Origin of the sequence: Brevibacillus gelatini (assembly GCF_050920745.1) — a bacterium.
Taxonomy (GTDB): Bacteria; Bacillota; Bacilli; order Brevibacillales; family Brevibacillaceae; genus Brevibacillus; species Brevibacillus gelatini.
The window spans coordinates 549129-561856 of the sequence record NZ_CP154342.1; the positions used below are offsets into that span (position 1 = coordinate 549129).

Here is a 12728-nt window from a genome sequence, read left to right on the forward strand (position 1 = left end):
GAGCAGCCCAACGAAGGCAAACCAAATCCGCCCTCCCGTCATACTGTAAAAGGAAGCAGGAAAAGAGGAGGGGCCGATTTGAGCGGAGATTTTGTTGCCGATTTGCTGGGCAAGCTAAGCAAGAGAACAGGGCGAGAATGGACGCTGGACGATATTATGAGGCTCGCGCAAAAATTTCCCAAAGGCGGGGGCAACATCGACGAGCTGATGAACGAGCTGGCCGAGATGGGCCTGGACGTGCCAGAGGAGACAAAAGAGCGCGTCAAGGAACGAATGAAAAGCGGAAAGTCGATTACCATGGAAGAATTGGGAGACATGGTTCCTAAACAGGTCAAGGCAAAAAGCAGCAAAGCGAAAAAGCCAACCAGGGCTGTTGGCAAAAGCAAGAATCTTTCTCTGGCAGAGCGCGTGAAAAAGCTGTCCGGAGGAAGCAAAAAAAAGCGCTAGGCTTCCGGCAAGTGGGAGCGGGAGGAAGCAGTCGCGAGTGCCGAACAGGCATGGGCGGCTGCGTTTGTTTTCACGGGGAAAACTCTTGATAAAAGCGTACAATTATGTTTTAATATGAAAGGAATGTTCGTGTTTTAGCGCAACGGCTTTCTACCATGTTTTTTACTAAAAGTCAGGAGGTTCTATCCGTGAGTGTGAAAAAGGCGTTGATTAGCGTTTCTGACAAGACAGGATTGATTCCGTTTGCCCGTCGTTTGGCAGCTGCCGGCGTGCAGATCATATCCACCGGAGGTACGGCGTCTCTCTTGAAAGCAGAGGGGGTTCCCGTCATCGGTATTTCCGAGGTAACAGGATTTCCCGAGATTTTGGACGGACGCGTCAAAACGCTGCATCCGAATATCCACAGCGGCCTCTTGGCTGTACGTGACAACGAAGCACATCAAAAGCAACTGAAAGAGCTGAATATCGAAACGATTGATCTGGTCGTGGTCAACCTGTATCCATTCAAGGAAACGATTGCCAAGCCAGACGTGACATATGAAGATGCGATTGAGAATATTGATATTGGCGGGCCGACCATGCTGCGCTCCGCGGCGAAAAACCACGCGTTCGTGACCGTTGTCGTCGACGCTGCCGACTACGACAAGGTAGCCGAAGAAATCGAGGTAAACGGCGATACTACGCTGGAAACGCGCCGTCGTCTGGCAGCGAAAGTATTCCGTCACACAGCGGCCTACGATGCGCTGATCTCGCGCTACCTGAGCGAGCAGGTAGGCGAGCTGTTGCCAGAAAGCTACACCGTGACCTACGAAAAAGCGCAAGACCTGCGCTACGGCGAAAATCCGCACCAACGCGCCGCTTTTTACCGCGAACCGCTGTCTGGCCAGTTGAGCATCGGTTATGCGGAGCAACTGCACGGCAAGGAGCTTTCCTACAACAACATCAACGACGCAGACGCCGCTCTGGCGATTGTGCGTGAATTTACCGAGCCGGCTGTTGTGGCAATCAAGCACTCCAACCCTTGCGGCGTAGGGATCGGCGCAGACATTCGCCAGGCGTACCAAAAAGCGTACGAAGCAGACCCTGTGTCCATTTTCGGCGGTATCGTCGCGGCGAATCGCCCGATTGACAAAGATACCGCACTCGCGATGAAAGAAATTTTCCTGGAAATCATCATTGCTCCTGATTTTACCGAAGAAGCATTGGCTGTGCTGACGGAGAAAAAGAATCTGCGTCTGTTGCGCATCCGTGGCTTGAATGAGCCTGCGAAAAAAGCGGACAATCTGTTCCGCATTGCTCCGGTCGCAGGCGGCGCATTGATCCAGGATTACGACTACAAGCAATTGGAAGAAAGTGAAATCCAGGTCGTGACAGACCGCAAGCCAACAGCTGAAGAAATGGCCCAGCTGCAATTCGCCTGGAAGGTCGTCAAGCACGTGAAGTCCAACGCGATTTTGCTGGCAAAAGACAACATGACGATCGGGGTAGGCGCTGGTCAGATGAACCGCGTAGGCGCAGCGAAAATCGCCATCGAGCAGGCAGGTGAGCTGGCAAAAGGCGCTGTGCTCGCATCCGATGCCTTCTTCCCGATGCCAGATACCGTAGAAGCGGCTGCTGCGGCCGGAATTACCGCGATCATTCAGCCGGGCGGCTCGATTCGCGATCAGGATTCCATCGACGCGTGCAACCGTGCGGGCATCGCCATGGTGTTTACCGGAACGCGCCACTTCAAGCACTAACAGGAGGATATTTCCATGAAAGTATTGGTAATTGGCGGCGGCGGCCGCGAACACGCCATTGCCTGGAAGCTTTTGCAAAGCCCGAAGGTAGAAAAGGTGTACTGCGCTCCGGGAAACGGCGGCACAGCCGAGATTGCCCAGAACGTACCGATTGGCGTCAATGATTTTGCGGCGCTGGCCCAGTTCGTCAAAGACGAAGGCATTGATTTGACTGTCGTAGGTCCAGAAGATCCACTGCTCGGCGGCATCGTCGACTTTTTCCAGGAGCGCAATCTGCCGATCTTTGGACCGAATGGCAAAGCAGCGATGATCGAAGGCAGCAAGTCGTTTGCGAAAAGCTTGATGAAACGCTACAACATCCCGACCTCTGCCTACGAGTCGTTCATCGACTACGAATCGGCGAGCGCGTATGTGCGCGAGAAAGGGGCACCGATTGTCGTCAAGGCTGACGGTCTTGCCGCAGGAAAAGGCGTTGTCGTGGCCGAGACGGTCGAGGAAGCGGAAGAAGCGCTCCGCCAGATCATGCAGGAGAGCGTTTTTGGCGAAGCGGGTGCGCGTGTCGTCATCGAGGAGTGCATGTTTGGCGAAGAGCTGTCCCTGCTCTCCTTCGTCGACGGCGAAACGGTAAAGCCGATGGTTACTTCGCAGGATCACAAGCGCATTTTCAACGATGATCGCGGTCCGAATACAGGCGGCATGGGGACGTATGCCCCGGTTCCGCACATGTCGGCCGAGCTGGTCGATACGATTGTGAAAACGATTGTTCAGCCGATGGCGTCCGGGATGGCCAAGGACGGTATTCCGTTCAAAGGGGTACTCTACACCGGACTGATGATTACCGAGCAAGGGCCAAAAGTGGTCGAGTTCAACGCCCGCTTTGGCGATCCGGAGACGCAAGTCATTTTGCCGCTTCTGGAAACGGATTTGCTCGATATTTTCGTGGCGACGGTTAACGGAGAGCTGGACGGTCTGGACGTGACCTGGAAAGAAGGAAGCGCCGTCTGCGTCGTCATGGCCGCTCCCGGCTATCCGGGCGATTATCCGAAGGGCAAACGGATCGACGGCCTGGAAAAAACGACAGAAGGCGTTACTGTGTTCCATGCCGGCACCAAGCAGACAGACGAAGGCATCGTGACCAGCGGCGGCCGCGTGCTCGGCGTAGTGGGAACCGGAGCCGACCTCGAACAAGCGCGTGAAGCCGCATATGCGTCGGTAAAGGCGATTTCGTTTGAAGGAGCGCAATACCGCACAGACATTGCGGCAAAAGCGATGAAGCACCAGCAGAAAAACTAGGCATTCATAAAAAAAAGGCAGTCCCGTTCGACACTGAGGATCGAACGAGGACTGCCTTTTGCGTATCACTCTTATACGCCGATATTTTCGCCTGCCAGCTGTGTCTTCTTCCCTTTTGCTGCCACAAGCTGCGACAACACGTACACGACGAGGAACAGCAGCATGCTGGCGGCTGACCACCGGTACATGACCGAGTAGCCGGAATGTGTCGCAAGTATGCCAAGCAGCATGGAACCAGCGGCGATGCCAAGATCGATGGAATTGAAGAACAGGCCGTTTGCCATGCCGCGCTGCTCTGGCCTGACGACCTTGACCATCCAGGCTTGAATCGACGGCTGAATCATGCCGTAGCCCAGTCCGTAGAAGATGGCTGAGAGCAACAGCAGCGATTCGCTGGTCGTCACGGACAGAAGCAGCAGGCTGACGCCTACGAAGATCGCGCCGGGCGGCAAAACGGCCATATGCCCCTTGCGATCGTACAGCTTGCCGGAAAAAGGCCGGATCAAGATCATGGCGAGCGCATTGGCGAGGAAAAACCAGCCTACGTTGGCTATGTGCGCTTCTTTTCCGTACAAGGCCAAAAAGCTCAAAATCCCGCCATACGTGATGGACAGGCAAAAATTCAGGCTGACGGGCAAAAGCAGCTTTTTGTCAAAATAGCGGGCAACCCCTTTGACGGGTGCTGCCTGGGTTGCTGGCGCCATGCGCAAGTTGTAAGAGCGGATCATGTGCGCCAACGGAAAAATCGCTGCCACGAGCAGCACGAGCGTCAACAGCATCGGGCCAATTCCGAACGATTGCAGAATGCCAAGCCCAATCAGGGGGCCGAGCGCCATCGCCAGACTGGTGGAAAGGCCGAAGTAGCCCATCCCTTCCCCGATTCGCCGGACGGGAATGACGTTGGACACGACCGTCGGAAACGCGGTGCTGCCCATGCCAAAGCCGATGCCGACGAGAACGCGAAAAAACAAAAACAAGGCAATATGTCCTGCCCAGTAGTAGCCCGCGCTGAAAATCCCGACGGTGCACAGCGCCAATAGCGCGATCACCTTGCTGTTTTTCGTCCGCAAGGCTTCCCCGGTGAAGGCGCGTGCGACGACCGCTGCCAGACAAAACAGGCTGATGACCAGGCTGACGACAAAATCGTTCGCCTGATACGTCTGCTTCACGTAGGCAGGAAACGTGGGTGTCTGCATCTGGATCGCCAGGAACAACAGCGTGTTGCATAAAGTCAAAAGGACGAAATCCTTCGTCCACAGTTTCTCTCTACTCTCTCCCAAGATGTCATCTCCTATTCGTGTGTATGGCGGTTTACGTTCTCATTGATCGCAAGCAATATTTCCCGCAAAAAAGCGAGCTTTTCCGGTGAAATACCCGCAAATACATCCGCGATCGCCTTGGCTTCTGCGGGAATGGCCTGTTCAATCCGCTCCCTGCCATTCGGCGTGAGCGTGATGAGATAGGCGCGGCGATCCTGTTCGCTCAGCTTTTTTTCAATCCATCCTTTTTTCTGCAGGTTGTCGAGAATGCGGGTCATGGTCGGCTGGTCCTTGGCGGAGCGCAGAGCCAGCTCCTTCTGGTTGATTCCGTCCTCTTCCCGAAGCCGGTACAAGACGGCAAACTGCTCCGTCGTCAGGTCAAATTCGCGCAAAAACAAGGACACATAATGAATCATGCGCCTGTACGTATTGCCGATCAGAAAGCCGATCGGTTCCTTTTGCCAATGATCGATCATGCGGAGAACCTTCCTTTGTTTGCGAAATTAATTGCTTTGACAATTATATGTCTGGCAATTAATTTTGTAAATGGAAAAACCGCCTGCGAAAAGACGAGGCGGTTGGTTTCCTTTGGAGCGGTCAGCTTATTGCCGATAGCGTCCTTTTCGCTTGGAGGCGTAAAAAACGTAGTAGCCCACTACGCCAATGGCACCGACGATCATGGCTGCGACAAACAGATTGTGGGACAGCCATTCATAGAGGGGAGTTCCGACGATCATGTGCAGCGTCTCCTCTTTTCTACGAGTAAGTAGGGTAGTGTGTACTGCTGTCGTCCTTTTCCTGGGAGCGGTAGGAAATGAACTCGCGGGCAGCTTGTTCGATCAACTGGTCTTCGGCAGACAGCTTGCCTTTTTCCGGTTTGTTTTGCTGCGTCGCGGTATTCGTGTTTGCAGAAGCAGCCTGTGACTTGGCAGTTTGTGTGTCTGCGGCGGCTGTATTCATAGCGCTTGACTCCTGTTTGTTGTGCTCCTTGCCTTTGGCGGAAGAACCGCTGATTGCGCCCGTCACCTGGTTCATGACGGTTTGAATCCCTTTTTGCTTCATTTGGTCCATCATGCCCGACATGCCTTTTGCCTTGATCGTGTTGATGCCCAGCGCTTTGTACATCGGGCAAAAACGGGTGGCGCCTTCCGCAACCTTCATCGCGGAAAAAGCCATCAGCAGCCAGGGGGCATTGTGCGGGCGACGGCTCATTTTGCCTATCCCGTAAGCCAGTCCCAAAAGCCCCCCGGTTATGCGGATGATCGCATCCGTGGTTCCAACGTTTCTTTGCATTTGTATAGGCCTCCTGTCGCGTCTTTTACGCATAGTCTGTGACAAAGGCAAAAGGACAACCCGTGGAAATTGCAGGACGAAGTGTCGCGGCAAGCAGGGGAAGTCTTTGCGGGCGGCGAAGCAGTTAAGTGAAATGAGCGACCGTTCAGTTGAGGCGGACGACAATGGACAGCGAGAGGAGAGAAAAAGCATGCGAGTTCGAGCTTTATCAGAGGAAGCGTACCGGAATCTGCTCCGTGTGAGCAAAAGACAGCTGCCAGCCAGCCTGTGGATCAAGGGGGCCAGCGTCCTGAACGTGTTTACAAAAGAATGGCAGGAGCACCATGTCGTCGTGGCAGGCGAGCGGATTGCCTATGTGGGGGAAAAAGAGCCGCTCACGGACGAGCATACGGTGATCGTCGAAGCGAATGGAAAGTATGCGGTGCCCGGATACATCGAGCCGCACGCCCATCCTTTCCAATGGTACAATCCGTTCACACTGGCGGACTTCGCGCTGGAGCGGGGGACGACTACGCTCGTGTCCGACACCTTGATGCTGATGAGTTTGCCGCCTGGGCAAGTGGCAGCGCTGATGGAGTCTTTGTCCGCCCATCCGGTCAAACAGTTTTTCTGGGCGAGGCTCGATCCGCAAACGGGCAAAGAGCATCCGCAATTCACAAAAGAGGGTCTGGCCCGCATGCTGGAGCATCCTCTCGTCGTCCAGGGCGGGGAGCTGACGAACTGGTCCGGCGTGCTGCAGGAGGACGAGACCCTGTTGTTTGGTTTGAAGCACGCGCGCGATCTGGGGAAAAGAATGGAGGGCCATCATCCCGGAGCCTCGTACGAAACGTTGAACATCGCAGGAGCGGCGGGAATTACTGCCTGTCACGAAGGAATTACGGCGGAGGATTTGCTCCAGCGGCTCAGGCTTGGTATGTACGCCACCCTTCGCCATTCCTCGATTCGCCCTGATTTGCCGGAGCTGGTGCGAGGATGGCTCGCGCTCGGGCTGCCGTGGTCGCCCCGGATGATGCTGACGTCGGATGGCAGCACCCCGCCCATGCACCGAAACGGCTTCATGGACGGGACGATTCGCGTCGCGATTGAAGCGGGCATGCCGCCGGAGGAAGCTTATGTGATGGCGACGCTGAATCCGGCTGTCTACTACGGGGTTGACGCCGAGTTGGGCAGTATCGCGCCCGGCAGAATCGCAGATATGCTGCTTTTGCAAGCCAGGGACGAGCCTGCGCCGCTCGTGGTTTTTGCCAACGGACAAAAGGCCGCAAAAGCAGGCAGGCTGCTCGTGCCAACAATCGAGCCGCGCTGGGCGGACTACTCGTTTTCGCCCGTCGATTCCCTGCAGGAAAGAACGCAAGCCGAATGGTTCACGCTGCGCCCGGATACAGAGGGGATGGCTCCTGTGCTGAACATGCAAAACGCCGTCATTACCCGTATGACGCTGGAAAAACTGCCTGTAGACGAGAGCGGCTTCGTCTCCCTGGCGCACGATCCGCAGTTGGCCCTGATCGTCAGCGTCGATCCCTCCGGGAAAAGGCGCACAGCAGCGGTACTGCGCGGCTATGGCGAGCATATCGAGGGCCTGGCCAGCTCCTACACGGCATCCGGGGACTGGCTGGTCATCGGGCGCGATCCGCAGGCGATGGCGGCAGCGCTTGCGCGGGTCAGGGAAATCGGAGGCGGTGTCGTGCTGATCGACAAGGAGCGGATTGCCTGCGAGTGCCCGTTGCCGCTTGCGGGAAAATTTTCCCCGGCCCCCATGGAGGAAGTGATTGCCATGGCGGAAAATTTGACGGCCAGGCTGCGGGAAAAAGGACACGTGCATCTCGATCCGCTCTACTCGCTGTTGTTTTTCACCGCCACCCACCTGCCATATGCGCGGCTTACTGCGGATGGAATCGTAGACGTAAAAACGGGACAAATCCTGGTTCCGGCGCTCCCTCTGTAACAAGGGAGCGCTTTTTTGATAGGGTAAATTTGATGGGTAACATTAACGCTTTGCTTTGTTAAAGTAAAGATATAATTATTTGATTTCAATAGACCGGAATGAAATCACGAGTATGTAAGGATTAGATATATGATCGTAAAAAATATTTTACCTCTTGTAAATTATCAGATTTATTTTACAATAAAAAATAACCAAGCCACATCTATTCTTCTGTCCGAACAAAATGAGTGATCGCATCGTCGCAGCCTGGTAGGTAGGGTAGATCGTCTGGCGAGGACAAAAATAAAGAATAATTAAAGGGGGATTCAATTCCGCATGAAAAAACTCTCTCACATCAGTATTTTATCTGCGGTATTGGCGACGAGTGTGGCACTCACTGGTTGCGCGGGAACCAGCAATTCATCAGGTGGATCTAACACAAGTGGAGGTGGTCAGCAGTCGACCGACCAGTCCAGCGCTTCTGGCGGCGGAGCAACAGACGGTGGTGTCATTAAAATCGCAACCCAAACTCCCCTCTCCGGGAACCAGTCCTCTCTTGGAGACGCGATCAAGACAGGAGCCGAATACGCACTGAACCTTCGCAAAGAAGAGTTCAAAAAGCTCGGCTTCGACATCCAGCTCTTCCCGCAGGACGACCAGGCGGACCCGAAAATCGGCGTATCCAACGCGGAAATGCTCATTTCCAACCCTGATGTGTACGGGGTCGTTGGCCATCTGAACTCCGGTGTAGCGATTCCATCGTCCGTGAAATACGAGGAAGGCAATCTGGTCATGGTGTCTCCTGCCAATACGGCGGTCAAGCTTACGGAAGAAGGCAAGAAAACCGTACACCGGATTTGTGCCCGTGACGACGCTCAAGGACCAAAAGCGGCCATGTACGCGAAAAACACGCTCGGCGTGAAAACAGCTTTTATTATTCATGATAAGACAGCGTACGGCCAAGGTTTGAGCGACCAGGTCAAACTGCAGTTTGAAAAAGACGGCGTGCAAATCCTCGGTTACGAAGGGATCACGCAAGGTGAAAAAGATTACAGTGCCGTACTGAACCAGGTAACGGCCAAGAACCCTGACATCATCTTTTTCGGAGGGCTTTATCCAGAAGGTGGAATTCTCGTCAAGCAAGCCCGTGAAAAAGGTTACAAAGGATATTTTATGGGTGGCGACGGCTTGGACTCTTCTGATATGATTAAAATAGCCGGCGATGCTGTCGAAGGAGTTGTGTTTACATCAGTGGCAGGTGACGTGACACAAACCGAAGAGGGCAAGAAGTGGGCTGAAGAGTACAAGAAAGCGACCAACAAGCCTCTTGAAACCTATTCCGTCTACGGTTTCGACTCCATGAACGTCATCCTCAACGGCGTCATGGAAGCAATCAAAGCAAACGGTGGCAAAAAACCAACGCGTGAGCAAGTACTCGAAGCAGTTCACAAAACAAAAGATTTCCAAGGGCAATTTACAAAAGTTACCTTTGATGAAAAAGGTGACAACGTAAACGCAGATGTATTCATTTACAAGTATGACAAGGACAAGTCCACTTTTGTAGGCAAGGCCGAGTAATCACAGCCAACATCACCGTACACTCTTTCCTGCCTCATACAGTCCGGGGCGGCACGCTTGTGTTCGCCCCTTTCTACTGAAACTCACGTCCAGTCATAGGGATGAATGCAGAAAATTTTTACAAGTTTATTGAGAAGTGAGGGATGGGAAGGCATGCTCAACATTTTGCCTCAGGTGTTGGTTGACGGATTGACACTTGGATTCATGTATGCGGTTGTGGCCCTGGGCTACACAATGGTTTACGGTATTTTGGAATTCATCAACTTTGCTCATGGGGAAATTTTCATGGTCGGGGCATTTGTCGGTACAGAGGTATTGCTGATCTCTGACTCCCTGGGTGCTCTGGAAGGCATGAATCCTTTTGTCGCACTATTCTTGACACTGATAATTGCCATGGTGCTTACAGGTGCGCTCGGAGTGGGAATCGAGCGGATTGCCTATCGGCCGCTGCGTGGAGCGCCGCGTCTCGTGCCACTGATTTCTGCCATCGGTGTATCCTTCTTGCTGCAAGACCTTGTTCGTTTTACGGAAGCGCTGGCTCGTAACGAATTTTATCTGAACAGTCCCACTCTTTTTACTGGTTCGATTTCTTTAGGCAGTTTCGCTTCGATTCCAACCAAGGGCTTGATCGTCATTGTGATCGCCGTTGTGATGATGATTGCGCTGACGCTGTTTGTTAACAAGACAAAATGGGGAATCGCCATGCGTGCCGTAGCGCAGGATCAGAGCACGGCTTCGCTGATGACCATAAATGTGGACAAAGTAATCATGCTTACGTTCTTGATCGGTTCCAGCCTTGGTGGAGCGACAGGCGTGCTGTTTGCGCAAAACTACGGGACAATCGACCCTTATATCGGCTTTATTCTCGGTTTGAAGGCATTTACCGCAGCCGTTCTCGGCGGGATCGGCAACCTGCGCGGAGCAATGGTGGGCGGCGTGCTTCTCGGCCTTTTGGAATCGCTTTCCGGTGCATTCATGGGGCCACTGACCAACGGCGCATTCGGTGCCGAGTACAAAGATGTGTTTGCGTTCAGCATTCTAATCCTCGTGCTTCTCTTCAAGCCGGAAGGGCTGTTTGGCGAAGCTGTGAAAGAGAAAGTGTAGGTGAAACCAATGGCAAATCTGGCCTGGAAAACGTTCAAAGGAATTCCGCTCGCGCTCACGTTGGTTTGGATTGCCGTCTTTGCGGCTGCGTTGCACTTCATGGACAAATCCGTTATCGCGTTTCTCGGCATTCTCTCCTCGATTGTGCTCGTCTATTACACGAATACGTCCAAGACGATCAAATTGGTTATCGGGGCTGCCGTCCTGCTCGTCATCATTCCGCTCGTTGCCGGTGAAAACCGCTACTACATGGAGGTTGCTTCACAGGTAGGCATCTACGTGGCGATGGCGCTCGGACTGAACATCGTAGTCGGTTTCGCGGGTCTGCTTGACTTGGGATACGTCGCCTTCTTCGCTGCCGGTGCGTATGCTTACGCGATCTTCTCGACCTCGCAAGCGAATGAGTTTATCGCAGGGAACCTGTTCCCGCTCTCTGGTGAATGGTTCTGGCCGTTCCTCATCGTCGGCCTGATCGTGGCAGCGATTTTCGGGATATTGCTCGGTCTGCCGGTGTTGCGGGTAAAAGGGGACTACCTCGCCATTGTTACGCTCGGTTTTGGTGAGATTATTCGGATTATTTTTAATAACCTGGACAAACCCATCAACATTACAAACGGTCCGCAAGGGATTACCCCCATTCCGTCGCCGGAGCTGTTCGGCATCAAGATGGGGACGCCGTTTTTCTTCTACTTCATCGTTCTGTTCGTGATCGCCTTTATCGTCCTGGCGAATATCCGCTTTGAGCATTCCCGTCTGGGTCGTGCCTGGATCGCGGTGCGCGAGGATGAACTGGCGGCGCAGTCCATGGGGATCTCGCTGTTGAATGCGAAGCTGGCTGCGTTTGCGACAGGCGCTTCCTTCGCAGGTGTGGTCGGAGTGATTTTCGCAGCCAAGCAGACCTTTATCGATCCGACTTCCTTTACGCTGATGGAATCGATCGGGATTCTGGTCATGGTCATTCTCGGCGGCAGCGGAAGCATTCCGGGCGTCGTGCTTGGAGCAGCTTTTGTTACCATTTTGCAGGTGCAGCTCCTGAAAGAGTTCTCCAACTTCCTGCACAGCCTGCAGCAATCCGGAATTATCAACCTGCCGAACCAGTTGGACCCGTCCAAGTTCCAGCGGCTCGTTTTCGGGATCATGCTGATTCTCGTAGCCTTGTATCGTCCGAACGGACTGATTCCGGCCAAACGGAAAAAGAGCGATCTCGACGCGATCAAAGAGAGCGAATTCAGCAAGCAAAAGCTGGGAATTCTCGGCAAGCTGTCCCAATTGGCTTCTGGCAAGCAGTCATAGCGGACGAGGAGGGAAAAAGGCATGGCATTGTTGGAAGCAAAAAATTTGACGAAGCGCTTTGGCGGACTGGTAGCCAACCAGGATGTCTCGATTTCCATAGAAAAAGGAAGCATTACCGCTGTTATCGGTCCGAACGGGGCCGGAAAAACGACCTTTTTCAACATGATTACCGGATTTTACGAGCCGGATGAGGGAGAAATTCTCCTGGACGGCAAAAGCATCAAAGGGCTGCGTCCCGATCAGATCGCAAGCCGCGGGATTACCCGGACGTTCCAAAATATCCGGCTGTTCAAAGAAATGACGGCGCTGGAAAACGTGATGGTCGGCGTTCACAGCCGCTTGTCAGCCGGGCTGCTCGGCATTTTGTTCAACACCAAGCGTGTACGGATGGAAGAAGAAAAGGCTCGCGTAGAAGCGTATCAGCTTCTGGAGTACGTAGGCATTGAGCATATTGCCAACGAAGCGGCTGGCAGCCTGCCATACGGATTGCAGCGTCGGCTGGAAATCGCGCGGGCGATGGCGACGAATCCGCAGATCATTTTGCTCGACGAGCCTGCGGCAGGGATGAACCCGCGCGAGACAGTCGAGATGACTGATTTTATCCGCAAGCTGAAACGCGAGCTTGACCTGACGATTATCCTGATCGAGCATGACATGAAGCTGGTCATGGGACTCAGCGAATACATTCACGTACTGGACTACGGCCGGAAAATTGCGGAGGGCACGCCGGAGCAAATCCGTAACAACCCGAACGTAATCGAAGCCTACCTCGGAAAAAGTGCGTCGGAAGTGTCGTAG

The 12728-nt window shown here is 53.8% G+C and carries 12 protein-coding genes; 8 read left to right on the forward strand and 4 right to left on the reverse strand.

What is annotated here, in order from left to right:
* Positions 1–78: 78 nt before the first annotated feature.
* The 3 genes from AAFJ72_RS03010 (at position 79) to purD (ending at position 3479) form a co-directional block, all read left to right on the forward strand.
* Positions 79–447: a hypothetical protein gene (locus tag AAFJ72_RS03010; protein ID WP_432775992.1), complete on the forward strand. Its 369-nt coding sequence runs from the start codon at positions 79–81 to the stop codon at positions 445–447.
* A 188-nt stretch (positions 448–635) separates the two neighbouring features.
* The gene (purH, locus tag AAFJ72_RS03015) at positions 636–2186 is read left to right on the forward strand and encodes a bifunctional phosphoribosylaminoimidazolecarboxamide formyltransferase/IMP cyclohydrolase (protein ID WP_432775993.1); all 1551 of its coding nucleotides are present in this window, start codon (positions 636–638) and stop codon (positions 2184–2186) included.
* Between the two features lie 15 nt (positions 2187–2201).
* Positions 2202–3479, forward strand: coding sequence for a phosphoribosylamine--glycine ligase (gene purD, locus AAFJ72_RS03020; protein WP_432775994.1), 1278 nt, complete (start codon positions 2202–2204; stop codon positions 3477–3479).
* Positions 3480–3550: 71 nt separating this feature from the next.
* On the opposite strand, the gene AAFJ72_RS03025 is transcribed toward purD, so the two are convergent.
* The 4 genes from AAFJ72_RS03025 to AAFJ72_RS03040 form a co-directional block, all read right to left on the reverse strand.
* Positions 3551–4759 (reverse strand): MFS transporter, encoded by a 1209-nt coding sequence (locus AAFJ72_RS03025; RefSeq protein WP_432775995.1) that lies wholly within the window; start codon positions 4757–4759, stop codon positions 3551–3553.
* A gap of 11 nt (positions 4760–4770) precedes the next feature.
* Positions 4771–5154 carry a MarR family winged helix-turn-helix transcriptional regulator gene (locus AAFJ72_RS03030; protein WP_432777137.1) on the reverse strand — a complete coding sequence of 128 codons (384 nt, stop codon included), beginning with the start codon at positions 5152–5154 and terminating at the stop codon, positions 4771–4773.
* 186 nt (positions 5155–5340) lie between these two features.
* The gene (locus AAFJ72_RS03035) at positions 5341–5475 is read right to left on the reverse strand and encodes an EYxxD motif small membrane protein (protein WP_281274228.1); all 135 of its coding nucleotides are present in this window, start codon (positions 5473–5475) and stop codon (positions 5341–5343) included.
* A 19-nt stretch (positions 5476–5494) separates the two neighbouring features.
* Entirely contained in the window at positions 5495–6031 is a 537-nt protein-coding gene (locus AAFJ72_RS03040) for a YgaP family membrane protein (protein WP_432775996.1), read from the reverse strand.
* Positions 6032–6221: 190 nt separating this feature from the next.
* Between AAFJ72_RS03040 and AAFJ72_RS03045 the strand changes: the two genes are divergently transcribed.
* The 5 genes from AAFJ72_RS03045 to AAFJ72_RS03065 all read left to right on the forward strand — a co-directional run bounded on the left by AAFJ72_RS03045 (position 6222) and on the right by AAFJ72_RS03065 (position 12728).
* Complete coding sequence (locus tag AAFJ72_RS03045; RefSeq protein ID WP_432775997.1) at positions 6222–7976, forward strand: adenine deaminase C-terminal domain-containing protein; 1755 nt, start codon at positions 6222–6224, stop codon at positions 7974–7976.
* Between the two features lie 315 nt (positions 7977–8291).
* Positions 8292–9533 (forward strand): branched-chain amino acid ABC transporter substrate-binding protein, encoded by a 1242-nt coding sequence (locus tag AAFJ72_RS03050; protein ID WP_122904455.1) that lies wholly within the window; start codon positions 8292–8294, stop codon positions 9531–9533.
* Between the two features lie 153 nt (positions 9534–9686).
* Positions 9687–10637 (forward strand): branched-chain amino acid ABC transporter permease, encoded by a 951-nt coding sequence (locus tag AAFJ72_RS03055; RefSeq protein WP_432775998.1) that lies wholly within the window; start codon positions 9687–9689, stop codon positions 10635–10637.
* Between the two features lie 9 nt (positions 10638–10646).
* A complete protein-coding gene (locus tag AAFJ72_RS03060) occupies positions 10647–11930 on the forward strand; it encodes a branched-chain amino acid ABC transporter permease (RefSeq protein ID WP_122904453.1) in 1284 nt (427 codons plus the stop codon).
* Between the two features lie 21 nt (positions 11931–11951).
* Entirely contained in the window at positions 11952–12728 is a 777-nt protein-coding gene (locus tag AAFJ72_RS03065) for an ABC transporter ATP-binding protein (protein ID WP_432775999.1), read from the forward strand.